The organism is Streptomyces sediminimaris (genome assembly GCF_047049295.1).
GTDB classification, from domain to species: domain Bacteria; phylum Actinomycetota; class Actinomycetes; order Streptomycetales; family Streptomycetaceae; genus Streptomyces; species Streptomyces sediminimaris.
In genome coordinates this window covers 1,033,470-1,057,801 of record NZ_JBJWOT010000001.1, presented here as the reverse complement: position 1 = coordinate 1,057,801, position 24,332 = coordinate 1,033,470, and the positions used below count along the sequence as shown (strand labels likewise).

Below are 24,332 nucleotides of genomic sequence, written 5' to 3'. Positions count from 1 at the left end.
TGTCACACCCCCGCTGTAGTGTTCGAGGCGATGGCTCACTCCGCACTCGACCAGGGCTCACGATGAGTGTCGTCACGTCCTTCCCGCTCGGCGCCGCGACCACGCTCGCCGAACTCGCCCGCGATCCGCATCCGCGCCTCGCGCTGCTGCGCGCGCACGAGCCGGTGTCCTGGCTGCCGGAGCTGGGCGGCTGGCTGGTGACCCGGCGCGACCTGGCGCTGAGCGTGATGCGGGACGCCGCGACCTTCACCGTCGACGACCCCCGGTTCTCCACCGCGCGGGTCGTCGGGCCGAGCATGCTGTCCCTGGACGGTGCCGAGCACGCCCGCCACCGCGAGCCCTTCAATCCGCCCTTCCGGCCCCGGCGGGTGCGGGACGGATTCGCCGCGTCCATCGAGCGGGAGACCGGCCGGCTCGTCGACGCCCTGCGCCCGGCGGGCGCCGCGGAACTGCGGCGCGCCTTCGCGGGACCGCTCGCCGTCGCCGTGGTGACCGACGCCCTCGGGCTGGCGGGCGTCGGCGCGGACACGGTCCTGTCGTGGTACGACGCCATCGTGCGCTCGGTCTCGGAGATCACCGCGGGACGCGAGGCGGGGCCCGCCGGTTCCGCCGCCTACGCGGAGCTGCGGGCAGCCGTGGAAGGCACCGTCGCCGGCCGGCACGGCGCGTCGCTGCTGGTGGCCGCCGCGCAGCGGCTGGCCCTGCCGGAAGTGGCCTCCAACGCCGCGGTGATGATGTTCGGCGGCATCGAGACCACCGAGGCGATGATCACCAACGCGCTGCTGCAGCTGCTTGGGCACCCCGACCAGCTCGCGCTCGTCAGGGCCGACCCGGACCTGCTGGACGGCGCGATCGAGGAGTCCTTGCGGCTCGAGCCGGGCGCCGTCGTCGTCGACCGCTACGCCACCCGGGACATCGAGCTGGGCGCGGCCGTCATCCGCGAGGGCGACCCCGTCACCGTCTCCCTGGCGGGCGCCAACCGCGACCCGGCCGTCTTCCCCGACCCCGACCGCTTCGACGTCCGCCGCGCCGGCGCCCGCCTCCAGCTGGCCTTCGCCCACGGCCCGCACCACTGCGTCGCAGCCCATCTGGCCCGTCTGGAGACCCGCATGGCGCTGGAGCACCTGCTGCGGTGCCTGCCCGGCCTGCGCCTGGACCCGGACCGCCCCACTGCTCCGGAGGGCCTGGTCTTCCGCAAGCCGCCCACGCTGCACGTGCTGTGGGACCGGCCCGGCTGAGCCGTCCTCGCACCCGGCCGGGCCCCGTCTCCACGGGCGCGTCACCGGTACTACGAGCGCTGGGGCCGCTGAGGATCCTGCGGCGCCGCCTGATGCTGAGCGTGCTGACGATGCTGAGGTGCCGCCTGCTGCTGGTGGGAGCCGGGCCCCGGCGCACTCCGCTCGTGGTGGGCCGCCGGTACCTGGTCGTGGTGGACCGCGGCCTGTGGCGCCTGGTGCTGCATGTGTTCGGCCGCCACGCGGGCCTCCGCCACGGCGTCACCGCGCTCGCGGAGCAGACTCTCGTAGACCGGCAGGCGATCGTTTCCGGTTATGTCGGGTGTCACAGTCTCAATTCCTCAATCATGTCGCGGGAGCCGATCCGGGAAATACTGTCAGACACGGCTCTGCCGCGCCGAGAGGCCATGGCAACCACTGGACCCATGAGGGCCGGCGGGCCGCGATCGAGGAGAAGGCGAAAGTGTTGTGTGCGGGCGGTGAGAACATCCTGTGACCGGCCGGCCCGGTCCGTCGGTCACAGGGCGCACGAACGCGAAAGGGCCGTGTCCCGGGCGGTCTGAGCAGGCAGTCCTGCGGCCCACGGACCGCCTGCTCCGGATGCGGCAGGGGTGCCCGGGGGCAGTCGCAGGTCCGGTACCCGGGCCGCCGGGCCGATGGCGTTCTCCGCGTTTCCCATCCGGTGCGTCACCGTGCCGTATTGCCGGCGCGCGCGACCCCGGGCCCGTGTCTGACATTTCCCGGGCATCCCCGAAAGGGTCACCCTTTCTGCAGATGACGCGCATTCCGCAGCGATATCCGACGGCCGTGGTTCAGGCGGCCGCGGGCTGTTCCCGCGCATCCTCCTCGATGCCCACGGTGGCGTCCTTGTCACCCTTTCCGCGCAGCGCGACCACGCTGAGGAGGCAGCAGGCGAGGGCGGCCACGCCGCAGACGACGTAGCCGACCGCGTAACCGTTGCCGAGGGCCTCCAGGGCGATGGGCACCGCGCCGCCGGGCGGGGACGACGGCGGGACCGAGTTGGCGGCGAGGGGGCCGCCCTCCGCCGCGACCTGGCCCGCGGCCGCCTTGGCCTGGGCCGGCAGTCCGGAGGCGGACAGCTTCGAGGTGAACTCGTCCGCCGCGCGGCTCAGCGCGATCGCGCCGATGACCGCCGGGCCGAGCGTGAAGCCGAAGTCGCGGAGCAGGCTGGTGGAGGCGCTGGCCATGCCCGCGTAGTGGACCTCCACGGTGTTCACCGCGGTGGCCGTGATCGAGGACACCGTCAGGGCGAAGCCGATGCCGACCAGGCCGATCGGCACGATGAGCGCGGTGAGGGCCCGGTCGTGGACGGACAGGGTGGCGGCGATGAAGTCGCCCGTCGCCATCAGCGCCAGACCGGCGCCCAGGATCCACCTCGGGCTGACCTTCTCCAGCAGCCGGGAGATCACCGGCATCAGCAGCAGCGTCCAGGCGTTGAGCAGGATGAAGGCGAACGATCCGCGCAGCGGGCTCTGGTGCTGGACCGGGCCCAGCCGGATGCTGGTCGCGTAGGCGGTGCCGAGGTAGCTGAACATGCCGACCACCGCGACGAACGACGCGACCGCGAACGCCCGGTTCTTGAACAGGTCGAGCCGCAGCAGGGGCGAGGCGGCCCGGTGCTCGGCGACGACGAACAGGCCCATGCACACCGCGGCGACGACGTAGGCGATCACCACCGGTGTCGCCGTCCAGCCGTCCGCGGGGCCCTGGATGACCGCGTACAGCAGGGCGAACATGCCCACGCCGACGGTGATCTGACCGGCCAGGTCGAGCGAACGGCCCTCCGGGGCGCTCGAGTCGTGCGCCAGCAGCTGGCTGAGCACGGTGCTGATCAGGGCCAGGCCCGTGACCACGACGAAGGCCCAGCGCCAGGAGCCGTAGTTGCCGGTGATGCCGCCGAGCACGGGGGCGACGAAGCCGCCGCTGGACAGGGCCGCGGCCCAGATCGCGATGGTGCGGGCGCGGTCCCTGGCGGAGTGGGTGCCCGCGGCGATCATCGCGAGCGAGGTCGGGAACAGGGCCGCCGCGCCCAGGCCCGCGATGGCCTGGCCCAGCCAGAGCAGATGGATGCCGGTCGCGGCGGCCGCGAGCGCCTCGCCGAGCACCAGCAGCGCGCCGCCGCCGACCAGCAGGCGCTTGCGGCCGAAGAGGTCGCCGAGGACGCCGAAGGTCAGCTCCAGGACGGAGACGGGCAGCAGGAACGCGTCCGAGATCCAGGTCAGTTGCGAGCCGACGGGGTGCAGGTCCTCCTGGAAGAGCCCGTTCAGGGTGGCCGGCATGGCCAGTGCGATCTGGGCGAGACAGACCGCGAAGCAGCCGGCGACCAGGGTGCCGACGGGCAGCCCGCCGGACGGTCGGCCGACGGAGGTGGAATCCGGTTGGGTGCGTGCTTCGGTGGACACGTGGTTCCCCTTATGGGCGGGTTTACGGGGGGATGGCAGCGCCGGGAATCGCTGCGAATGTAGGGCAGTTTTTCTACGGCGGTCAATGGGATGCCCAATATTGGGTCATCGCGGTGTCACGCGGACACCTGGCCGATCTCGACGGCCCCTGCCCAGGCGGCGGCGAGCCCGGCACGAACGCCCCGGCGGCCGGCGGATGCGGCCGGTGCCCGCGGGACCGCCGGCTCTCCGCCGGGCGGCTCCGCGGTGCGGGTGCGCGCGGGTGCGCTCCCCGCCACCTGCCCGGGGCCGCCCGGGCGGCCCCGTGGTTGCCACGTCCCTCGCCGATCGCGCACGATCATGGCCCCGGCCCGACCCGCACAGGAGCTGCCTCGTGACGTACGACATCGCCGCCATCCGCTCCCAGTTCCCCGCCCTCGCGGCCGGAACGGCGCACTTCGACGGCCCGGGCGGCACCCAGACCCCGCGACGCGTCATCCGCGCCGTCGCCGACGCGATGTCCCGGCCGCTGTCCAACCGGGGGCGGACCGCGCCGGGCGAGCGCAACGCCGACGCCATCGTCGTCGGCGCCCGCGCGGCCATGGCCGACCTGCTGGGAGCGGACCCGGCCGGGATCGTGTTCGGCCGCAGCGCCACCCAGCTCACCTACGATTTCTCCCGCACCCTCGCCACGACGTGGCGGCCCGGTGACGAGGTGGTCGTCACCCGGCTCGACCACGACGCCAACATCCGCCCCTGGGTGCAGGCCGCCGCCCGGGCCGGTGCGACCGTGCGCTGGGCCGGGTTCGATCCGGCCACGGGGGAGCTGACCGCCGACGACATCCGCGCCGTGCTGTCCGAGCGCACCCGGCTGGTCGCCGTCACCGCCGCCTCCAATCTGATCGGCACGCGTCCCCCCGTGGCCGAGATCGCCCGCCTGGCGCACGAAGTCGGGGCGCTCTGCCACGTCGACGGCGTCCACTACGCCGCCCACACGCTCGTCGACCTCGGGCAGCTCGGCGCCGACTTCTTCGTCTGCTCCGCCTACAAGTTCCTCGGCCCCCACCACGGCGTCCTCGCCGCCCGGCCGGAGCTGCTGCGGACCCTGCATCCGGACAAGCTCCTGCCCGCCACCGACGCGGTCCCCGAACGCTTCGAACTGGGCACGCTGCCCTACGAGTTCCTCGCGGGCACCACCGCCGCGGTCGACTTCCTCGCCGGGCTCGACCCGAGCGCCACGGGAACCCGGCGCGGGCGCCTGGCCGCGGCGTTCACGGCGCTCGCAGGTCACGAGGACAGCCTGCGCACGCGGATCGACAAGGGTCTGTCCGCACTCGGCGGCATCACGATCCACTCCCGCGCGGCCGACCGCACCCCCACCCTCCTGCTGACCTTCGAGGGCCGCTCCACCACGGACGCCTACGGCTTCCTCGCGGAACGCGGCGTCCACGCCCCGTCGGGTTCCTTCTACGCGCTGGAGGCCTCCCGCCACCTCGGCCTCGGCGACACCGGCGGCCTGCGCGTCGGCCTCGCCCCCTACAACGACGCGGAGGACGTCGACCGGCTCCTGGCGGGGCTCGCGGAGTTCCTCACGCGCTGAACGCCCTGACCGGCGGCCGGGCGCCCGGCCTGCCGCCGGAGGCGTGTGGTTGACTACGGCCGTGCTGGACGAATCGTTCCTGCGGACCGCGGACCTGCCGGTGGGCGACCGGTTCGAAGCCTGGACCGAGCGCATGGGCCGCACCCACGCGCCCATGCGGCTGGCCAGTGACCGCGCGGCGGACTACCGGGGCGAACAGCGCCTGGTCGGCCTCGGGGACGTGACCGTCTGGCCGGCGACCTTCGACCACCTGGTCTTCCGGCGGACGCCCAAGCTGATCCGGCAGTCCGACCCGGAGGTCTACCACCTCTCCCTGCTGCGGCGGGGAGAAGCGGCGGCCAGCTGGGGCAGCCGGCAGGTCGCCTACCGCATCGACGACTTCCACACCAACAGCTCCTCACGCTCGTACGACATCTCCACCGGTCCCGAGCCGGTCAGCATGATCGGGGTCGAGATACCGAGGGCCCTGGTGGCCCTGCCCGGGCACCGGGCGGACCGGGTGATCGGCAGCCGGGTCTCCAGCCGCGAGGGGATGGGCGCGCTGCTGGCGCAGTTCCTGATCCAGCTGGTCTCCGACACCGGGCCCTACCGGCCGTCGGACGGGCCCCGGCTGGGCACCGTCGTCACCGACCTGGTGACCGCGGTCTTCGCCCACGCCCTGGACGCCGACCGGGAGGTGCCGCCCGAGACCCGCGCCCGCACGCTGACCGTGGGCGTCAAGGCGTACATCCGCCGCCATCTCGGCGACCCGGAGCTGACCCCCGCCCGGATCGCCGCCGCGCACCACATCTCGCGCAGTTACCTCTACCGCCTCTTCCAGGCCGAGGGCATCACCGTCGGCGCCTACATCCGCGACCAGCGGCTGCGGCGCGCCTGCCGCGACCTCGCCGACCCGGCCCAGCGCACGACGCCGATCCACGCCGTCGGCGCCCGCTGGGGCTTCCCGCGTGCCGCCGAGTTCACGCGCGCCTTCCGCACGGCCCAGGGCGTCCCGCCGAGCGAGTACCGCGAACGGGCGTGGGCCGCGGACCGCGCCGAGGCCGCGCGGCAGGGGTGTGGACCCTCCAGTGGACCCTCCGCCAAGCAGCTGTGGACCGGACGCCGATGACACGGAGCCGGCCTCCTGTGCATCCTTGTGCTCGCCACGGGGGAGAGCGGGCGCGGACCGTGCGGGGCCAGGACTGCCGGGGAGTCCTGGCCCCGCCGTCGTGCCAGGGTGCCCCGGTGCCCGAACCGTGGCACGCACCCGAGAGCCGGGCCCGCCGGACGGCCGCCTTCCGGCCCGGGCGCGGATGCCTCCGTCGACGCTGAGGACCACGCCGTCGACGAAGGGGGCGCGGTCGCCCGGCCCCGGTTCCGCGTCGGCGGGAGGCCTCCGCCGCACCGCGCTCAGGGACCTCTCCTGGCGGTCTCAGGGACGCCTCGGGACGTCTCGCGGGGTCTCGCGGACGTCTCACAGGTTTCTCACGGGCGTCTCGCGGTCGGGGAGGCGAGGGGAGGGCGCCCGGCCCACCCGCGCCCGGTTCACCCGCGCCCGGCGATCGCCGCGAGATACCCCCGCAGCATCACCTTCGCCTCCTCCAGCAGAGCCGCGTCGCCCGACGCGTCGCGGCGGAAGGCCTCCTGGGCGAGAGCGTCGGCGGCCAGGACGGCGGCGAGGCAGGACCGGGTGAGCCGCTCGTCGTCGTGGGCGAGGCCGAGGGCGAGGAGGACACGACGGACACCGTCCGCCATGCGCCGCTTGTGCGCCCGGTCCGCGGCGCGGGTCCGCTCGGTCGGGCCGCTGCCGAACCACAGGGCCCGGAAGCCGTGTTCGGTGCGGTAGATCGCGGCGAACTCGTCGACGAGTACCCCGACCGGGTCCGCCCAGCGCCCGGCGGACGCGGTGCGCACGAGCCCGTCCATGGCGGCTTCGAGCCGGGCGAAGTACCCGGTCGCGAGCGCGTCGATGATCGCCTCGCGGTCGGGCAGGTACTGGTACAAGGAGCCGACCGAGACGCGCGCCTCCGCGGCGACGCGGGTCGTGGTCAGGGCCTCGACGCCGTCCGCGACCAGGACCCGCTCGGCGGCCTCCAGGACCCGGGCCAACCGGGCCTTGCTGCGCGCCTGTTGGGGCGTGCGGCGCAGGGGTGCGGCGGCCGGTTCACGCACGGGGCGACCTCCGGATCCGAACGTGACTTTGTTTCACCTTTGGGTTAGGTTCCCGCACATGACCGACTCAAGCGTGGTGCTGGGTCAGGAGCGGGCCGCCGTCGCGGACGCCTGCCGCCGGCTGGGAGCCGAGGGCCTGCTCATCGGCACGGCCGGGAACGTCAGCGTGCGTGTGGGGGAACGGGTCGCGATCACCGCGACCGGAGCGGTGCTCGCCCGACTCGGCCCGGACCAGGTGACGGTGGTCGACCTGGACGGCGCAGTCGTCGAGGGGGACCTGCAGCCCACCTCCGAACTGGATCTGCACCTCGGCGTCTACCGGCGCTACGGCACCGGCGCGGTCGTCCACACCCACGCGCCGATGGCCACCGCGCTCTCCTGCGTCCTGGACGAACTTCCCTGCGTCCATTACCAGTTGCTCGCCCTCGGCGGCACCGTCCGGGTCGCGCCGTACGCCACCTTCGGCACCCCCGAACTGGCCGCTTCGGTGCTCGCCGCGCTGGAGGGCCGCGGCGCCGCCCTGATGGCCAACCACGGCGCCGTCACCCATGCCCCGACCCTGGAGCAGGCCGTCGAGCACGCCCTGCTCCTGGAGTGGGCCTGCGGCGTCTACCAGCACGCGGCCGCCCTCGGCACGCCCCGGGTCCTCGACGAGGCCGGGCAACTCGCCGTCGTCGAGGCCGCGATCGCCCGCGACTACGGCACCACCCGCCCCGTACCACCCGCGCAGGAGGGAAACCGATGAAGGCACAGCAGGTCGTCACGATGGGCGTGCACGTACTGGACGTGCTGGTACGGCCGGTGGAGGAGATACCCGAGGGCCAGGGCGCCACCCTTGTGGAGGACATCCGGATGACCGCCGCGGGGACGGCCGCCGGCACCGCGCTCACCCTCGCCAAACTCGGCGCCCTGGTGCGCACCGCGGGCGCGATCGGCACCGACCCGACCGGCGACCTGCTCATCCGGCTGCTGGACCGGGCGGGAATCGACACCGAGTTGCTCGTCCGCCGTATCGGCACCTCCACCTCGGCGACCGTCCTGCCCATCCGCCCCAACGGCGACCGGCCCACCCTCCACCTGCTGGGCGCCAACGTCACCTACGGCCTCGACGACGTGCCCTGGGACGCCGTCGAGGAGGCCACCCATCTCCACCTCGGCGGCCCGGAGCTGATCGGGGCCGACGTCGCCGCGCGCATCCTGGCGCACGCCAAGGAGCACGACGTGGTCACCTCGGTGGACCTCCTCGCCCCCGGCGACCTCGGCACCTACGACCAGATCGAGCCGCTGCTGCCGTACGTCGACTTCCTGCTGCCCAACGACGACCAGCTCCTCGGCTTCAGCGAGGAGGAGGACCTCGTCACCGGGGCGAAGAAGTTCCTGGCCGCGGGGGCCGGACTGGTCGCCGTCACGCGCGGCGGAGACGGTGCGCTCCTGGTGACGGCGGACGGCACCGAGACGGTCCCCGCCTTCGAGGTGGACGTCGTCGACAGCACCGGATGCGGTGACGCCTTCTCGGCCGGCTTCCTGCGCGGCATCGGCCTCGGCCGCACCCCGCGCGAGGCCGCCGTGCTGGGCAGCGCGGCGGCGGCGCTGGTGGCGCAGGGACTCGGCAGCGACCACGGCGACTTCGACCTGCCCGAAGCCGACGAGTTCGCCATGACGCACAAGATCCGCGCCTGACCGCCGCCGGGGATCCGTCAGTCCGCCGTGACCGTCCGCCCGCCCCACTCCTCAGGGGCGACGTCCGCGAGGGTCTGCGAGAACGTCCACTGATGGCCGGCCAGGTCCTCGGCCGTGTACTGGCGCTCCCCGTACTCGAAGTCGGTCGGCTCCATGACGATCCGCGCACCGTGTTCCCGGGCCCGCTCGCAGTGCGCGCGGGCGTCCTCGACCCGCACCGTCACCGAGTGCGTGACCTCACCGGGGCGCGGCGGCCGGCGGTCCTTGCGCGTGTCCCCGACGATCACCGCGCCGTCCCCGAAGGCGAGCTGGGCGCGGTGGTCCTCGCCGATCCGTACCCGCTCGGTGAACCCGAAGGCGGCGCCGAGCCATGCGACCGCCGCGCGTACGTCGGGATAGATCAGGACGGGGATCACGGTCGGTGAGGGGATGGAGCGGTTCCGCTTCATGACCGACTCCCTGGCGTCGTCAATCGAGAGGCGGACGTCCCGCCGGTCGTGCCAGGCTAGCCCGTCGGGTCGGCGCCGGCACCGTATGGCCGTCCGCCGCGGTCCGCCACCGTCCGCGCGTCGTGATGTCGTCGGTACGTCGCCGGGGTCGCCGGGGTCGCCGGGGTCGCCGGGGGAGCGGCGGTGACGGCGTCTCGGCCCGCGCCGCCGACCGTCGAGGCGTACGTCCGGGGGCCGGTGCCGAAGTGCGGGGCGGTGCGGCGGCGGGCGGACCGGCCGGGTGCGTGCCCGCCGCCGAGCACCGGCGACGCGGTTCGGAAGTCCCCTGCCACGGCGCGCAGATCGCCCTGCCGCCGGACCCGCACGCTCAGGGCGTGGGGATCAGCCCCAGCCGCTGGGCCCGTAGCACCGTGCCGACACGGTCCCGCGTGCCGAGCTTGCGGTAGATCCTCTCGACGTGCTTGTGGACCGTACGGTCCGAGATGCCCAGCCGGCGGCCGATCGCGGCGGCGGTCAGGGCGTCCGCCAGCAGGAGCAGCACGGTCAGTTCGCGGGGCGTGAGCGGCCCCTCGGCGGCCGGCGCACCGGGCGTCGCGGCGGGCGGCCGCCGCCTGCTCTCCAGGAGCCGGCGCTGCCGCTCGACCGCCGCGAGCAGAGGCTGCACCTGCTCGGCCGCGCGGACATGGTCGTCGGTGAAGTCCGTGCCGGAGCGGTAGATCATGCATCCGGTGATCGGCGTCGTCGTCCCGGGCAGCGGAATCGCCAGGACGTGGTCCGCGTCCATGGCGTCGCCGATCAGCCGCCTGGTCGGGCTCGCCGACCAGGCGGAACCGGCGGCCCGGCGCGCGGTGAGGGGCTCCCTGCCGGACCCCGCCGCATAGTGCCGGGCGAACGGGTACCCCGCGCGCAGCAGGCCCAGATCCTCCTCCGCGAGCCCGTCGAACACCGTGGCCAGGGCCGGCGGCATGCCCACCGTGCCCTCGCTCTCGCTCCAGTCGTCGAGCTTGTAGACCAGGGTCTCGCCGCCGCACACGCCCGGCAGCGCGCTCGCCAGCAGCGGCCAGAGCCGCTCGGGCTCGCTCTCGTTGAGCGCGGCGACGGCCACCGACAGCATGCGCTCGTGTGCCGAGCCCCGCGCCTGTCCCACGTTCTCTCCGCTCGTCCGCCGCGTACGCAGTTCTGCCCATACCGGCGATACCCCACGCCGTCCGAGACTTCAACCGGGCCGCCGCGATGATCTCGGGCCCGATCACCGTGCGGGCCGCCGGAGCGGGGGGCCGGCGGCCCGCAGCACGCCTTACGCGGGGCGCACGGCGATCCGTACGGCCGCCTCACCGGCGTTGTGGATCGACTCCTCACGGATGACCGAGCCGGGACCGGGCGCGTGGACCATCATGCCGTTGCCCGTGTACAGCCCGACATGGCTGAAGTTGTCGTGGAAGAAGATCAGGTCGCCGGGGCGGGACTCGGCGAGCGGGATCACCGTGCCGGTGCCCGCTTGCTCGGAGGTGCTGCGCGGCAGTGCGACCCCGGCGGCCTTCCACGCCGCCTGGGTGAGACCCGCGTTGTCGTACGACTCCGGCCCGACCGCACCCCACAGACACGGCCTGCCGATCTGCGCGCGGGCGAAGGCGACGGCCCGGTCGGCCTGGGTTCCGACGGGCGCCTCGACGGCCGGGACGCCGGTGTCGAGGACGCTCGGCTGCCGCGCGCCCCAGTGGCCGAGGGCGGGTACGCCCGTGTCGAGGCCGCTCGGCTGCCGCATGCGCCAGTCCTCGACGGCCGGCACCCCTGTGTCCAGGACACTGGGCTCCCGCAGCCGCATCCGCCACGCCTCCTCGGCCGCGGACACACCCGTCTCGGCGACGCCCGGCTGCCGCGCGCCCCAGTTCCCGGCGTCGGAGGCGCCGGTGTCGAGCAGGGCCGGCTGCCGCGTGCGCCAGTCCTCACCGGCGGGGATCGCGGTGCCGGGGAGGTCCGGCTGCTGCGCGCCCCAGTTCCCGGCGGCGGGTGCGCCGGTGTCGAGCAGGGCCGGCTGCCGCGTGCGCCAGTCCTCACCGGCGGGGATCGCGGTGCCGGGGACGTCCGGCTGCTGCGCGCCCCAGTGGCCGAGGGCGGGTACGCCCGTGTCGAGGACGCTCGGCTGCCGCAGCCGCCACGCCTCCTCCGCCGCGCGCTGGGACTGCTCCGCCGGGGGCTGCCACGTGGTGAGGGCCTGGGGCTGGGCGGCCGCGAGCGGGGCCGCGGACGTCTGCCGGGCGGTGTGCCGGTACAGCAGGTCGCTGGCCGCCGCGATCTTGCGCTGGTTCTCCTGCTTGGAGCGGCGCAGCACCACCTGCCCGGGCTCCGGCGCCTCCGCGGGCGGGGCCGCGGTCTGCTGACGCTGGGCCGGCACAGCGGGCAGCGCGGCCGTCGGGCCGGCCGTCAGCTCCGCCGCGGGACGCTGCCGGGTCCCTCCGGCAGGAAGTTCGAGGGCGGGCCGGGCGGCCGCCTCCAGCTCACGGGCGGCGCCGTGGCCCGCCGTCCCGGAGGCCCGTTCCGGCCCCTTCGGACGGGCCGCGGTGCGCTGGGCCGGCAGCCGGTCGGCGGGGAGGATCGCCGGGGCCGTCGGGCCCAGGGACGAACGCGCCCCCTGGAACCACTGCCGGGCGAGGTTGTCCAGATCGGGGTCCGAGGTCCGGCCCCCGCCTCCCGGGGCCCGGCCCCGGGAGGCGGACTGCGCCCGGGTGATGTTGTGCAGGCCGGTGTCGCTCTCGGCCCGGTCGTACAGGCTGCTCACCCGCTGCCGGACGTCCTCGCTGCTCGGGGCCGCGTCCACCGCCGTCGCGGCGGCGTCGGCCGTCTGTGAGAACAGGGCCACCGAGGTGAGGGCAGCGGTGGCGAGAGCGGAGTTGCGCATTCCGGGAAGGCCGGAGCCTTGGGAGCGCGACGATCGTTCCGGCGCCATGGGAGCCGTACTCCTTCCGTGCTCCGCCTACCGAGTCAGCTGTCGGGTTCGGGCGGTCGATCCGGAAGGCATGCCCTACGGCCCTTGCCCGGACGGGCGGTCGGGCCGATTCACCCCATCGTTCGGTCGGGTCCCCGGCTCCGGCTGCCACGGGGGCGCACCGGACTCGGCGGAGGCCGCACGTCCCGGCGGGGCGCCGGAAGAACTCGTGCGGCCTGCCGCCAAACTAGCCAACTTGTGCGGCTCGTGTGAAGGTTGAGGGGCGGAATGTCCGATACGCTTCTGTGACCTTCGTCGTGACGTCCCGTCAGGTGCCGGGCGCCCGTACACAGCGGCTCCGGACGGCGACCGACCGTCGCCGGCGGACCGGCGGGCGGGCACGGGGCCGGGCGGTGGGCCGGGCGGTGGGCGGTGGTCAGGAGCGGCCGGACCCGCTCCGCGCCGCGCGCTCCGCGTTCCGCTGCTTGATCCGGGCCGCCTCCTTGCGGACCTCGGCCTGGGTCGCGCGCTCCCTCAGCAGCCACTCGGGCTGCTCCTGCTTCAGGGCCTCGATCTGCTCGGTGGTGAGCGCCTCGGTGACGCCGCCGCGCGCGAGGCCCGCGATGGAGACGCCCAGCTTCGCCGCGACCACCGGACGGGGGTGCGGACCGTCGGCCCGCAGCTCGCGCAGCCACGCGGGCGGATCGGCCTGCAACCGGTCGAGCTCGGCCCGCGAGACGGCACCCTCCCGGAACTCGGCGGGGGTGGCCTCGAGGTACACACCCAGCTTCTTCGCCGCGGTCGCGGGCTTCATCGTCTGGGTGCTCTGGTGCGACGTCATGGGGTCAGGGTATCGAGCGGACACGACGGCCCCGACCGGGGCCGCCGGCCCGGGACCGGTCACGGCCGGTGACCCGGCACCGCCCCGGGCCGGTAGCCTTGCGGCGTGACAGGCTCGCAGGCATCTCCCACGTTCCGGCTCGCGTACGTCCCGGGGGCGACGCCCGCGAAGTGGGTGCGGATCTGGAACGAGCGCCTGCCCGGCGTCCCGCTGGCCCTCCTCGCCGTACCGGCCGCCGAGGCGCCCGGCCTGCTGCGTGCCGGCGGCGCCGACGCCGGACTCCTGCGGCTGCCGGTCGACCGTACGTACTTCAGCGCCATCCCGCTCTACACGGAGACGACGGTCGTCGTGATCCCCAGGGATCACGTGATCACAGCGGTGGACGAGGTGAGCGTGGACGACCTCGCCGAAGAGGTCCTCCTCCACCCGCTGGACGACGTCCTCGGCTGGGACCGGCCGCCGGGCCGGCCCGCCGTCGAGCGTCCCGCCACCACGGAGGACGCCGTCGAACTCGTCGCGGCCGGAGTGGGCCTGCTGGTGGTCCCGCAGTCGCTGGCGCGCCTGCACCACCGCAGGGACCTGGTGTACCGGCCGGTCGTGGACGCTCCTCAGTCGAGTGTCGCCCTGGCGTGGCCCGAGGAGGCGACGACGGACCTGGTCGAGGACTTCATCGGCATCGTCCGCGGGCGCACGGTCAACAGCTCCCGGGGCCGCAAGGCCGCGGCGCCGGAGCCGAAGGGCAGGACCGGCGCGCGGGCCGGTGACAGGCGCGCTTCCACCGGCGCGAAAACGACGGCGCGCAACCTCGGGGGCAAATCCGACGTCTCCAAGGGCGCCAAGCGCAGGAAGCCCCGCCGCCGGGCGTAGCCCTCGGGCGGGGTGGCGTGGCCCCTGTGCTGTACGGGTCACCTTCACCCTCTCAGGGGGAGTCTTGCTTCGCATGGGGGAGCGCCGTGAGAGCGGCACCGAGGAGGAGCCGCTCAGCGACGAGCCGCTTGCCGGTGAGCCGCTCACCGATCAGCCGTACGCCGACGGGCCTCGCGCGGACGAGCCGCACGCCGACGCACCGCGCGCCGACGGACCACCGGCCGCTCCGCCCGGCCGCCGGGGACGTGAGCGGTTGCGCGCCGCCCTGTGGCGGTCGGCGTCCTTCGTCGGGCGCACGGTGCGCGGCGAGTGGTACGGCATCGTGGTCGATCCGGTGCGGCAGCTCGTGCGGCGCGGGCTGTCCGGGCTGACGCTGGCGTTCGTGGCCGCCTTCGGCGTGATCTTCTTCCACGCGCTGGCGCAGCGGCCCACGGGTGCGGTGGTGGTCCGCGTCCTCGGCGGTGTCAACGCCGACCTCCCGCTGTGGCTGGCCCTGCTGCGCACCCCGGTGTCGCTGTACGTCCCGGCCCTGGACCTGCCCGTGTGGGCGGGGATCACGCAGCTGTTCCTCGCCTTCGCGCTGGCCGAACTCATACTCGGCCGGACCAGGACGCTGGTCGTCTCGTACGCGACCACGCTGGCCGGCACCCTGATGGTGCGGGTGATGATCGCGCTCGGTGCGGGCTGGGGCGGGCTGGGCCTGCCGCCCGGAATCGGGCGGGTGCTCGACACCGGACCGTCCGCCGCGGTCGTGGGCCTGTTCACCTACGTCGCCGTCGTACGGCGTGCCCCCGTCGTCTTCGCGCTCACCAGCGGGTCCATGGTGTGGGAGTCGGTCGCCGTGCCCAACCTGGCGGGCCGCGAGCACCTGATAGCGATCGGCGTGGCGATCCTGCTGGCCCTGCGTGGCCGGGCCCGCTCCCGCTCCCGCCTGTTCGCCGGACTGCGGCGTGCGCGCGGCGTGCGGGGCGGGGACCCGGCTCCTCTTCAGCGCGGGATCCGGCATCCGGATCACCTGTGCGAACATCCGGAGTGAGGAGGCGGAGCACGGACGCACCGGCCGAGGCGGCGCATCGGGCGGCGGCCGCCGCGCCGCACCGCCGCCCTCCGGATCGCCGCGGACCCACCGGACCGGGTGTTCACCAGGCGTCGACGAACGGGCGGTGACCCGGGCGGGGGACGGGGCACCGCTCCAGCGCGGCCACGATCCACTCCCGCGACCCCGCCGGATCGATGACCGCGTCGATCTCCAGCGCGGCCGCCGCGTTGACCGCCTTCCCGCGTTCGTACAACTCGGCGACCCGCTCCTCGAAGACACGGGCACGCTCGGCGGGGTCCGCGATCGCCTCCAGCTCCTTGCGGTGGCCGAGCCGTACCGCGCCCTCCAGGCCCATCCCGCCGAACTCGCCGCTCGGCCAGGCGGCCGTGGCCAGGGGAGCCCGCGTCGAGCCGCCCATCATGGCCATCGCGCCGAGCCCGTACGCCTTGCGCAGCACCAGGCTCACCAGCGGCACCCGCAGATTGGCGCCGGTCACGAAGAGCCGCGCGAAGTGCCGTACGGTGGCGGTCCGTTCGGTCTCCGGGCCGACCATGAACCCCGGGGTGTCGCACAGCGAGACCACCGGCAGCCCGAAGGCGTCGCACAACTGCAGGAAGCGGGCCGCCTTGTCGGCCGCGTCGCGGTCGATCGCCCCGCCCAGATGCGCCGGGTTGCTCGCCAGCAGGCCCAGCGGCCGCCCCTCGACGCGCACCAGGCACGTCAGGACGCCGACGCCGAACCCGGGCCGCAGTTCCAGCACCGAGCCCGTGTCCGCGAGCCCCGCGACGGCCGTCCGCACGTCGTACGCCCGCCGCCGGTTCTCCGGCACCACCTGCCGCAGCAGCCGCTGGTCCGGCGCCTCCCAGGTGCCCTGCGGGCCCCGGAAGTAGGCCAGGTACGTCCGCGCGACCCGTACCGCCTCCGCCTCGTCGGCGACGGCGATGTCCACGACCCCGTTGGGTACCTGCACCGACAGCGGGCCCACCTCCTCCGGCCGGTACACGCCGAGCCCGCCGCCCTCGATCATCGCCGGCCCGCCCATCCCGATCGTCGCCTCGGGTGTGGCGATCACGACGTCGCAGCAGCCGAGGAGCGCCGCGTTGCCCGCGAAGCACCGTCCGGAGGCGATGCCGACCAGCGGGACCAGCCCGCTGAGCCGCCCCATCCGCCGGAAGGTGGTCAGGTCGAGACCGGCCACGGACGTGGTGTCGGTGTCCCCGGGCCGCCCGCCGCCGCCCTCCGCGAACAGCACGACGGGCAGCCGCCGTTCCCCGGCGATCTCCAGCATCCGGTCGGTCTTGCGGTGGTTCTGCAGTCCCTGGGTGCCGGCGAGGACCGTGTAGTCGTAGGACATCGCCACGCAGGGCTCGCCGCCGACGCGCCCGGTGCCGCAGACCAGGCCGTCCGCGGGCGTGGACCGGATCAGGTCGTCCAGGGAGCGGCGCCGGCGCTGGGCGGCGACGGCCAGGGCGCCGAACTCGGTGAAGGAGCCCGCGTCGCACAGGTCCTCGATGTTCTCGCGGGCGGTGCGCCGGCCGAGCGCGTGCCGTTCGGCGACCGCCTCCGGCCGGTTCCCGTCGAGCCCGAAGGAGTGCCGGCGTACGGCCTCGGCGAGGTCCGCGCGTACGGCGTCCGGGTCGGCCGGCTCCTCCGCCGCGGGCCCGTCGTCGCCCGGGCCGGTGACGCCGTCCAGCGCGGCCAGCACCGAGCCCTCGGCCACCGTCCGGCCCACCCGGGCGTGCAGTTGCCGCAGCACCCCGGAGCCGGGAGCGCGCACCACGTGCTCCATCTTCATGGCCTCCAGCACCAGCAGCCGCTGTCCGGCACGCACCGGCTCGCCGGGGGAGACGTCGACGGAGACGACCGTACCGCTCAGCGGTGCGAGGACCGTGCCGCCGGAGCTCTCCTGCCGGACGGCCGGGTGTGCCCGCGCGAGCTCCTCCACCACGCCCGTGTGCGCCCAGAAGCGCGGCCGGGCCAGCACCTCCCGCAGCAACGGGATGCCGGTCCGCACCCCCTCCACGGCGAACTCGCCCAGCGCCCGCCGCGCCCGTGCGCAGGCCGCCTCGACCCCGCCCGCGGGGACGTGCGCGATCACCTTCGCCAGCAACGGGTCGTAGCGCAGGCCGACCGCGGCCCCCGCGCGGCTCGCGGTGTCGACCCGCACGCCGGGCCCCGACGGCAGGTCGAAGCGCGTGACGTGCCCCGCCTCCTCGGCGGTGACCCGCGCCTGCACGGCGAATCCGCGCGGCGCGGCCGGCGGGTCCGACAGCCCCACCTCCGCCAGCGAGGCCCCGGCCGCGAGCCGCAGCTGCACGCCGACCAGGTCGATGCCCGTCACCTCCTCGGTGACCGTGTGTTCCACCTGGAGCCGGGGGTTGGCCTCGACGAACCAGAACTCGCGCCCCTGGAGCAGGAACTCGAAGGTGACCAGGCTGGAGCACCGCGCGGCGCGCGCCATCCGCAGCGCGGCGCCGAGTACCCGCTCGCGGGTGTCCTGGTCGAGCTCCGGGGCGGGCGCGATCTCGATCACCTTCTGGAAGCGGCGCTGCGCGCTGCAGTCCCGGTCCCACAGATGCGTGACGGCCCCGGTCGCGTCCCCGACCACCTGGACCTCCACGTGCCGGGCCCCCTCCAGCAGCCGCTCGGCGTACAACTCGCCCCGGCCGAAGCCCTGCCGGGCCTCCGAGGCGCACCGCTCCCAGGCCTCGTCCAGTTCCCCGGCCCGCCGCACCACCCGCAGGCCGCGCCCGCCGCCCCCGCCGACCGCCTTGATCATCACGGGCCCGGAGGCCAGCAGCTCCCGCGCCCCGTCCGGGCCGTCGGCGCCGGCGAGCACGGGAACGCCCGCCTCGGCGGCGAACCCGCGGGCGCGCGCCTTGTCCCCGAAGACTGCCAGCACCTCGGGCGCCGGCCCGACGAAGGTGATGCCGGCCTGTCCGCAGCGGCGCGCGAAGTCCGCGTCCTCGCTCAGGAAGCCGTACCCGGGATGGAGGTAGTCGCATCCGGTGCCCCGCGCGGCGGCCAGCAGCGCGGCCCCGTCCAGGTAGCCGCCGACCGGCACGGCCTCGTCGGCCGCCCGGGCGTGCGCGTCGTCGCCCTCGGCGTACACGGCGACCGAGCGCAGCCCGGCCTCCGAGGCGGCACGCAGGACGCGTACGGCGATCTCCCCGCGGTTGGCGACCAGTACGGCGGCAGAACCCATGTGAGCCCTCCAGGACACGGGCCCCGACGGGCCTCATCGACCGGCCCCGCCATGCTCATTGACATTGACGTCAACGTCAATACGCTCGCGGCATGGCACGCACGCAGCACAGGGCCTGGGCGGTCCGCACCGCCCGCGACCGCACCGGGGCCCCGGCCCGCGCCCGGCTCCTGGACGCGGCCGAGGCCGTCTTCGCGCGGCGCGGACTCGGCCCCGCCACCGTCGCCGACATCACCGCGGAGGCCGAGGTGTCCCGGGCGGGCTTCTATGTGTACTTCGCCTCCAAGGAGGAGATCTTCCGCGTCCTCGCGGTGCGCGTGCGGGACGCGTTCCTCGCCGCGCAGGAGGTGCCGGGCGTCGACACCGGCGACCCGGGCGCCGTCGCCGAGGCGTCCGTCGGCGCCGTCATCGCCGCCTGCGCCCGGCACCAGCCCCTGCTCGTCCTGCTGGAACAGCAGGCCCGCACCGATCCGGACGTGCGGCGGCTGTGGGAGGAGATCCGCGAGCGGCCCGTGCGCCGTCACGCCCGCTACATCCGCCGCCTCGCCGACCGGGGCGAGGCGGCCCCGGTCGCCGAACCGCTCGCCGTGGCCCGCGCGGTGGGCGGCATGTGCGCCGAGTTCGCCCGCCGGGTCGCGGCGCGGCCCGAGACGTACGACGCCGCCGTACGGGACGTGAGCACCATGTATCTGCGCCTGCTCGGAGCCGGACCGGTGCCTCCCGCGGCGGCGCGGGATCAGGAGGGCCGGGCCGGGCGCAGGAGCCAGTCGTAGGTGCCGCGCGCGGTGAACTCGTCCTGCCCCCCGCGCAGCAGCAGGTCCGCGGTGGCGAACTCCGGGGCGCCGGCCCGGGCCGTGACGTACGGGATCGCGACGCAGCGCATGCCGGCGGCGTGCGCGGCGGCGGCTCCGGGGGCTGCGTCCTCCAGGACCACGCAGTCGGCCGGGACCGCGCCGAGGCGCCGGGCCGCCTCCAGGAAGACGTCGGGGGCGGGCTTGCCGCGCGCGACCTCCTCGGCCGAGACGACGGCGCGGAAGTACCCGCCCAGGCCGGTGCCCGCCAGGACCGCCTCGATCGCCTCCGGCGACGACCCCGAGGCCACCGCCATCGGCACCCCGTCCGTGGCGAGCAGTTCGACGAACTTCCGCATCTGCGGGTACGCGCGCGTGCCGGTGCGGGCCAGCTGCAGATAGCGGCGGTCGATGTCGGCGAGCAGGTCCTCGGCGGACACCGCGAGGCCGTACTCCCGCTGCCACCGGGCGGCCGTCTCCTGCGTGCTGACGCCGACGTACCGCTCGTGATCCGCCCAGGTGAAGTCCGGGACGCCGTGCTCGGCGAGGGTCCGCCGGCCCGCTTCGAAGTAGTTCGGCTCGCTGTCCACGAGCGTTCCGTCGAGATCGAAGACGACCGCGGTGTCGCCGAGCCTGCTCATGACCCCAGCATGGCAAAGGTCACGTGCGGGCCGCGCGCCCGATCGACTCGACCAGGGGCAGCAGCCGTTGCGGGACGCGCTCGCGCAGGGCCACCTCGGTACGGGTGCGGACGACGCCGGGCAGGCTGATCAGCTTCTGGATCACGTCCTCCAGATGCTCGTTGTCCCGTGCCACGACCCGGGTCAGCAGATCGCCGCCGCCCGTGATCGAGAAGGCCTCGACGATCTCCGGCACCGTGGCCAGCGCGTCCCCCACGTCGTCCAGATGTCCCTGGGTGACCTCGATGTGCACGAACGCGAGCACCGGATGACCGAGTGCTGCCGGGGAGAGCGTCGGGCCCGTACCGGTGATCACGCCGTCCCGCTCCAGCCGGTCGAGCCGCGCCTGCAGGGTGCCCCGCGCCACGCCCAGGATGCGGGCGTACTCGCGCACGCTGGTGCGCGGCTGCTCCATCAGCAGCCGCAGGATGCGGGTGTCGAGTTCGTCGACGGCCATGGGGTGCGGCCTCCTCCCGGACGGTCCGGTCCGTGTCTGGTCCGATGGCCCGCCCGTGCACGCTCCCGGATCGATGTGACTGTGCCAATGGCCCAGCATAATGCGGCCCGCTTGAGCCGACGGGAGGTTCGGTGCTGCAATGTGGGTGTCGATGGCGCTGCGGAACCTCCGCGGCGCCTTTTTCATGCCGTGTCCGAGGGGTGGGAAGCAGTTGCTGAAGAGGGTGTTCGTGGCTCCGGACCCGGGGCGCACACGGCTGCGCTTCGCCGCCCGTGCCGTCCTCGGCATCGGCCTCGCGGCCGTCGTCTGCGGCCTGGCCGGCCTCTCCCTCGTCGGTGCCGTCATCGGCGGCCTGGCCGCGCTGCTCGCCCTGTTCACCGTCTCCGACGCCACGGTCCGCGGGCAGGCCGTCACCACCGCGCTGCTGCCCGCCGTCGGCCTCCCGGTGCTCGCCGCCGCGGCCGTGCTGCACGACCACCCGGTCGTCCGCGACCTCGCCTTCCTCGCGATCACCGGCGCCGGCGTGTACGCGCGCCGCTGGGGACCGCGCGGGCACAGCCTCGGCGTGTTCGCGTTCATGACCTTCTTCATGGCGCAGTTCCTGCACGCGACCACCAGCCGGCTGCCCGAGCTGTACGCCGCCGTCGTGCTGTCCCTGCTCACCACCTCGGCCGTGCGCTTCGGCCTGTGGTGCTACGAGGCGCGGCTGCCCCCGGCGCCCGCGCCCGCACCGCCGGCCGGCACCGGTCTCGCGCGCCTCACCACGCGCCAGGCCGTCCAGGCCACCGCGGGCGCGGGCCTCGCCCTGCTCCTGGGCCAGCTGGTGTCCGGGCAGCGCTGGTACTGGGCCGTCGGCGCCACCTGGTGGGTCTTCGTGAACACCGCCTCGCGCGGCGAGACCCTGGTCCGCGGCTTCCGCCGGATGCTCGGCACGCTGCTCGGCATCGGCCTGGGCGTACTGGTCGCCGTCCCCCTGCACGGCGCCCCGGCCGCCTCGGCCCTGCTCCTCGCCGTCTGCGTCTTCGGCGTCTTCTACTCGGCAGCGGTGTCGTACACGTGGATGATGCTCTGCGTCACGCTGCTCGCCGGACTCCTCTACGGCCTGCTGGGCGTGCTCACCCCCGGCCTGCTGGCCCTGCGCGCGGCGGAGACCGGCGTCGGCGCGCTCGGCGCCGCGCTCGCCGTCCTCTTCGTGCTGCCCGTCACCACGCACACCGTCACCGACGGCTGGATCCAGCGCGCACTGCGCTGCGTCCACGCCTGCACGGCGGAGGCGGCGGCCCGGCTGGCCGGCTCCGCGGACGCCGACCCGGCGCGCCGGATCGCGGAACTGGAGCTGCTGCTCGGCCGGGTACGGATGTCGGTCGCGCCCCTGGTCCATCCGCTGAACCCGATGCTCGGCCGCAAGCGGCGCGCCCGCCGGGTGCTGGCCCTGCTCGACGACTGCGCCCGCGAGACGCGGGGCCTGGTCTCCGTCGCCGCCGACCCCGAGGCCTCGCACGACGCCCGCCTGGCCGCCGCCTGCTGGCGCGTGGAGGCGGCGGTCGAGGCCCTCACCGGCGGCGGCGACCACGTCACGACCCTTCCCGGGCCACCCGCGACGGAGCCCGCCCTGGCCCACCTGCACGGCCTGGAACGGGCCCTGGCGGAGCTGGCCGCCCCGCTGAGGACAGCGTCGGGTTCACCGCTCGTCGGCGCGTAGGCCGTCCGACGGCCGTCCGCGGGCCGGCCGCCCCGCTTGCGAACGCCCTCGGACCCGCCGCTCCTCGGCGCGCGGCGCCGGGCCCGGCGGACGGGGCGGTCCGGTCCGTGCCCACGTATGGTCTAGACCGCGAATGATCGACTGCTAACGTCGCCCTGACGCACAGGACCGAGAGGGGACAGCGGTGACGGATGGCGGCGGGCGGCGACAGCGGGCCTACATCGGGTCGTTCACGGCGGCCGGCGGCCCCGGGATCGTGACGGCGGCCGTGGCCGCGGGCAGCGGCGCGCTCACCGCCCTGAGCCGCGTGGACTCCGTAGCGGACCCGTCCTATCTGGCGCTGGCACCCGGCGGGCGGACCCTCTACGCCGTCAGTGAGACGGCGGAGGGCGCGGTCGCCGCGTTCCGCGTGACGGGGGAGCGGCCGGTGAAGGCCGGGGCGCCGGTGCCGGTCGGCGGCGACAGCCCCACGCATCTGAGCGTCCACGACGGCCATGTCCTGACCGCCAACTACGGCTCCGGAAGCGTCACGGTGGTGCCGATCCGGGCCGACGGCACGCTCGCGGGCGCCGCGTCCGGCGTCCTGAGCCACAAGGGCTCGGGTCCGCACGCCCTCCGCCAGCAGGGGCCGCACGCCCATCAGGTGCAGCCCGACCCGAGCGGCCGCTGGGTGCTCGGCGTCGACCTCGGCACGGACTCCGTCCGCGTCTGCACACTGACGAACGGCCGTCTCGAAGTCCACCGGGAGATCGCCCTGCGGCCCGGCTCGGGACCGCGCCACCTGGCCTTCCACCCGGACGGCACGCGTGCGTACGTGCTCGGCGAGCTGACGCCGACGCTCACCGTCTGCCGCTGGGACGCCGCCGCCGGCCTCCTGGAGCCGCTGACCGTCGGGCAGGTGCTGCCCGGCGCCCCGTCCGGCGACGCCTACCCCTCCGGCGTCGTCGCCTCCCCCGACGGCCGCTTCGTGTGGACCGCCACCCGCGGCGAGGACGTCCTGTCCACCTTCGCCGTCGAGGGCGACGAGCTGCGGCTGGTCGGCACGGTGCCCTGCGGCGGCCACTGGCCCCGTGCGCTCGCCGAGTTCCAGGGGTTCCTCTACGTCGCCAACGAGCGCTCCGGCGAGGTGGCCTGGTTCGCCGTCGACCCGGCCACGGGCCTGCCGCGCCACGTGGGCGCGCTCGGCGTCCCCGCCGCGTCGTGCGTGGTCTTCGGCTGAGCGCCGCGGCGAGCGGCGGCAGGTGTGCCGAAGGGCCCGCTCCGGTGGCCGGAGCGGGCCCTTCGGCATGTGTACGGTGCCGCCGTCAGCGTCAGCGGACCGGCGTGCCCTGCGGCTGCGGCGGGGTGATGCCCAGGGCGGACGTGTACTTGGCCAGCGCCAGCTTGCCGATCGCCGGGTAGGGGCCGAGCGGCTCGGCGGCGGAGCAGTCCGCCTCCTTGGCCGCCTCCTCGACCAGGCCGGGGTCGACCTCCGGTCCTATCAGATACGGCGCGAGGGCCAGCTGCTGCGAGCCCGCGTCGCGCAGCTGCTCGGCGACGGCCGAGATCGACCCGTCCTGGTCGAGCGCCGCCGCCATGACCGGCACCGCGAGGCGCGCGGCGAGCAGCATGCCGGTGATCCCGGCCGCCTGCACGGCCTCCTCACCGCCCACCGACGCCAGGATGATGCCGTCCGCCGCGGTCGCCACGGTGAACAGGCGGGCGCGGTCGGCGCGGGCCAGACCGGCCTCCGACAGCCGCACGTGCAGCGCCTCGGCGAGCAGCGGGTGCGGGCCCAGCACGTCGGTCAGATCGGCCGCGATACGGCTGTCCATCACGGCCTGGCGGATACGGCGCAGCAGGGCGCCGTCCGGGCCGGCCAGCAGCGGCACGACGACGGCGACGGGGCCGTCGGGCTCCTTGACGTCCAGACCCGCGGCCTTGGCCTGCTCGTAGCGGGCCGTGCGCTCCTCGGCGGCGTGCGTCAGCACGGCCTGGAGCGTCGGGAACTCCGTCTCGTCCCCGTCCAGGTACGCGATCCGGGCGTCCAGGCCGGGCAGCTCGGAGCGCGCGATGCTCACGACCTCCTCGGCGAGGCTGCGCGTGGCGGCACCGGGAGTGCCCGGCACCACGAGGACGAGCGCGGGCGCGCCCTCAGGAGCCGCCAGCGGCTCGGGTCGGCGGTGCCGCCCGGGCTGGCGAGGTCGCGGCATTCGTACTGGCAGGCCGGACGCGGGTCCAGTGGCAGAGCTCATGGCGACGCATGTTACTGGCTTCTTGGGCTCCCCTGTTCGGGGAGGGTGCAGGTGAGCGGTATCCGTCCGGTTT

At 75.0% G+C, this 24,332-nt stretch carries 20 protein-coding genes and 1 riboswitch; of the genes, 10 read left to right on the top strand and 10 right to left on the bottom strand.

Features of this window, described 5'->3' with window-relative positions; genetic code table 11:
* Positions 1–62 precede the first annotated feature (62 nt).
* Positions 63–1,238 (top strand): cytochrome P450, encoded by a 1,176-nt coding sequence (locus ACJ9NR_RS04880; protein WP_412489576.1) that lies wholly within the window; start codon positions 63–65, stop codon positions 1,236–1,238.
* 809 nt (positions 1,239–2,047) lie between these two features.
* Here the strand turns inward: ACJ9NR_RS04880 and ACJ9NR_RS04875 are convergent.
* The gene (locus ACJ9NR_RS04875; protein WP_412489577.1) at positions 2,048–3,658 is read right to left on the bottom strand and encodes an MFS transporter; all 1,611 of its coding nucleotides are present in this window, start codon (positions 3,656–3,658) and stop codon (positions 2,048–2,050) included.
* A gap of 373 nt (positions 3,659–4,031) precedes the next feature.
* On the opposite strand from ACJ9NR_RS04875, the gene ACJ9NR_RS04870 reads away from it, so the two are divergent.
* Both ACJ9NR_RS04870 and ACJ9NR_RS04865 read left to right on the top strand, forming a co-directional pair.
* Positions 4,032–5,237, top strand: a complete 1,206-nt coding sequence (locus ACJ9NR_RS04870; protein ID WP_412489578.1) for a cysteine desulfurase-like protein — start codon at positions 4,032–4,034, stop codon at positions 5,235–5,237.
* Between the two features lie 61 nt (positions 5,238–5,298).
* Positions 5,299–6,345, top strand: a complete 1,047-nt coding sequence (locus ACJ9NR_RS04865) for a helix-turn-helix domain-containing protein (protein ID WP_412489579.1) — start codon at positions 5,299–5,301, stop codon at positions 6,343–6,345.
* A 416-nt stretch (positions 6,346–6,761) separates the two neighbouring features.
* Here the strand turns inward: ACJ9NR_RS04865 and ACJ9NR_RS04860 are convergent, their stop codons facing one another.
* The gene (locus tag ACJ9NR_RS04860; protein WP_412489580.1) at positions 6,762–7,388 is read right to left on the bottom strand and encodes a TetR/AcrR family transcriptional regulator; all 627 of its coding nucleotides are present in this window, start codon (positions 7,386–7,388) and stop codon (positions 6,762–6,764) included.
* Between the two features lie 58 nt (positions 7,389–7,446).
* On the opposite strand from ACJ9NR_RS04860, the gene ACJ9NR_RS04855 reads away from it, so the two are divergent.
* Positions 7,447–8,133 carry a class II aldolase/adducin family protein gene (locus tag ACJ9NR_RS04855; protein WP_412489581.1) on the top strand — a complete coding sequence of 229 codons (687 nt, stop codon included), beginning with the start codon at positions 7,447–7,449 and terminating at the stop codon, positions 8,131–8,133.
* The gene (locus ACJ9NR_RS04850) at positions 8,130–9,068 is read left to right on the top strand and encodes a carbohydrate kinase family protein (protein WP_412489582.1); all 939 of its coding nucleotides are present in this window, start codon (positions 8,130–8,132) and stop codon (positions 9,066–9,068) included. The genes ACJ9NR_RS04855 and ACJ9NR_RS04850 overlap by 4 nt, the downstream gene beginning before the upstream one ends.
* A 17-nt stretch (positions 9,069–9,085) precedes the next feature.
* Here ACJ9NR_RS04850 and ACJ9NR_RS04845 read toward each other — a convergent pair whose 3' ends face one another.
* The 4 genes from ACJ9NR_RS04845 to ACJ9NR_RS04830 form a co-directional block, all read right to left on the bottom strand.
* A complete protein-coding gene (locus tag ACJ9NR_RS04845; RefSeq protein WP_412489583.1) occupies positions 9,086–9,517 on the bottom strand; it encodes a VOC family protein in 432 nt (143 codons plus the stop codon).
* Positions 9,518–9,884: 367 nt separating this feature from the next.
* Positions 9,885–10,631 (bottom strand): helix-turn-helix transcriptional regulator, encoded by a 747-nt coding sequence (locus ACJ9NR_RS04840; protein ID WP_412490511.1) that lies wholly within the window; start codon positions 10,629–10,631, stop codon positions 9,885–9,887.
* A gap of 183 nt (positions 10,632–10,814) precedes the next feature.
* The gene (locus ACJ9NR_RS04835; RefSeq protein WP_412489584.1) at positions 10,815–12,464 is read right to left on the bottom strand and encodes a C40 family peptidase; all 1,650 of its coding nucleotides are present in this window, start codon (positions 12,462–12,464) and stop codon (positions 10,815–10,817) included.
* An 8-nt stretch (positions 12,465–12,472) separates the two neighbouring features.
* A riboswitch (cyclic di-AMP (ydaO/yuaA leader) is annotated at positions 12,473–12,646 on the bottom strand.
* 233 nt (positions 12,647–12,879) lie between these two features.
* Positions 12,880–13,284 (bottom strand): DUF5997 family protein, encoded by a 405-nt coding sequence (locus tag ACJ9NR_RS04830; protein WP_412489585.1) that lies wholly within the window; start codon positions 13,282–13,284, stop codon positions 12,880–12,882.
* A 105-nt stretch (positions 13,285–13,389) separates the two neighbouring features.
* Here ACJ9NR_RS04830 and ACJ9NR_RS04825 point away from each other — a divergent pair, with 105 nt between their 5' ends.
* The gene (locus ACJ9NR_RS04825) at positions 13,390–14,151 is read left to right on the top strand and encodes a LysR family substrate-binding domain-containing protein (RefSeq protein WP_412489586.1); all 762 of its coding nucleotides are present in this window, start codon (positions 13,390–13,392) and stop codon (positions 14,149–14,151) included.
* A gap of 253 nt (positions 14,152–14,404) precedes the next feature.
* Entirely contained in the window at positions 14,405–15,187 is a 783-nt protein-coding gene (locus ACJ9NR_RS04820; RefSeq protein WP_412490512.1) for a hypothetical protein, read from the top strand.
* Between the two features lie 103 nt (positions 15,188–15,290).
* On the opposite strand, the gene ACJ9NR_RS04815 is transcribed toward ACJ9NR_RS04820, so the two are convergent.
* Positions 15,291–18,395 carry a carboxyl transferase domain-containing protein gene (locus tag ACJ9NR_RS04815; protein ID WP_412489587.1) on the bottom strand — a complete coding sequence of 1,035 codons (3,105 nt, stop codon included), beginning with the start codon at positions 18,393–18,395 and terminating at the stop codon, positions 15,291–15,293.
* A gap of 92 nt (positions 18,396–18,487) precedes the next feature.
* Between ACJ9NR_RS04815 and ACJ9NR_RS04810 the strand changes: the two genes are divergently transcribed.
* The gene (locus tag ACJ9NR_RS04810) at positions 18,488–19,168 is read left to right on the top strand and encodes a TetR/AcrR family transcriptional regulator (RefSeq protein ID WP_412489588.1); all 681 of its coding nucleotides are present in this window, start codon (positions 18,488–18,490) and stop codon (positions 19,166–19,168) included.
* Here ACJ9NR_RS04810 and ACJ9NR_RS04805 read toward each other — a convergent pair.
* Entirely contained in the window at positions 19,132–19,827 is a 696-nt protein-coding gene (locus tag ACJ9NR_RS04805) for an HAD family hydrolase (RefSeq protein ID WP_412489589.1), read from the bottom strand. The two genes, ACJ9NR_RS04810 and ACJ9NR_RS04805, sit on opposite strands and share 37 nt — an antisense overlap.
* Positions 19,828–19,846: 19 nt before the next feature.
* Entirely contained in the window at positions 19,847–20,323 is a 477-nt protein-coding gene (locus tag ACJ9NR_RS04800) for an Lrp/AsnC family transcriptional regulator (protein WP_412489590.1), read from the bottom strand.
* 211 nt (positions 20,324–20,534) lie between these two features.
* Between ACJ9NR_RS04800 and ACJ9NR_RS04795 the strand changes: the two genes are divergently transcribed.
* Entirely contained in the window at positions 20,535–22,025 is a 1,491-nt protein-coding gene (locus ACJ9NR_RS04795; RefSeq protein ID WP_412489591.1) for an FUSC family protein, read from the top strand.
* Between the two features lie 184 nt (positions 22,026–22,209).
* Positions 22,210–23,244, top strand: coding sequence for a lactonase family protein (locus ACJ9NR_RS04790; protein ID WP_412489592.1), 1,035 nt, complete (start codon positions 22,210–22,212; stop codon positions 23,242–23,244).
* Positions 23,245–23,335: 91 nt separating this feature from the next.
* On the opposite strand, the gene ACJ9NR_RS04785 is transcribed toward ACJ9NR_RS04790, so the two are convergent.
* Positions 23,336–24,259, bottom strand: coding sequence for a sirohydrochlorin chelatase (locus ACJ9NR_RS04785; RefSeq protein ID WP_412489593.1), 924 nt, complete (start codon positions 24,257–24,259; stop codon positions 23,336–23,338).
* Between the last annotated feature and the right edge of the window lie 73 nt (positions 24,260–24,332).

Coding starts and splice junctions, on each gene's coding strand:
- ACJ9NR_RS04880 (WP_412489576.1), top strand. CDS start 63: ATGAGTGTCGTCACGTCCTTCCCGCTCGGCGCCGCGACCACGCTCGCC.
- ACJ9NR_RS04855 (WP_412489581.1), top strand. CDS start 7,447: ATGACCGACTCAAGCGTGGTGCTGGGTCAGGAGCGGGCCGCCGTCGCG.
- ACJ9NR_RS04850 (WP_412489582.1), top strand. CDS start 8,130: ATGAAGGCACAGCAGGTCGTCACGATGGGCGTGCACGTACTGGACGTG.
- ACJ9NR_RS04845 (WP_412489583.1), bottom strand. CDS start 9,517: ATGAAGCGGAACCGCTCCATCCCCTCACCGACCGTGATCCCCGTCCTG.
- ACJ9NR_RS04840 (WP_412490511.1), bottom strand. CDS start 10,631: ATGCTGTCGGTGGCCGTCGCCGCGCTCAACGAGAGCGAGCCCGAGCGG.
- ACJ9NR_RS04835 (WP_412489584.1), bottom strand. CDS start 12,464: ATGGCGCCGGAACGATCGTCGCGCTCCCAAGGCTCCGGCCTTCCCGGA.
- ACJ9NR_RS04830 (WP_412489585.1), bottom strand. CDS start 13,284: ATGACGTCGCACCAGAGCACCCAGACGATGAAGCCCGCGACCGCGGCG.
- ACJ9NR_RS04815 (WP_412489587.1), bottom strand. CDS start 18,395: ATGGGTTCTGCCGCCGTACTGGTCGCCAACCGCGGGGAGATCGCCGTA.
- ACJ9NR_RS04810 (WP_412489588.1), top strand. CDS start 18,488: ATGGCACGCACGCAGCACAGGGCCTGGGCGGTCCGCACCGCCCGCGAC.
- ACJ9NR_RS04805 (WP_412489589.1), bottom strand. CDS start 19,827: ATGAGCAGGCTCGGCGACACCGCGGTCGTCTTCGATCTCGACGGAACG.
- ACJ9NR_RS04800 (WP_412489590.1), bottom strand. CDS start 20,323: ATGGCCGTCGACGAACTCGACACCCGCATCCTGCGGCTGCTGATGGAG.
- ACJ9NR_RS04785 (WP_412489593.1), bottom strand. CDS start 24,259: ATGAGCTCTGCCACTGGACCCGCGTCCGGCCTGCCAGTACGAATGCCG.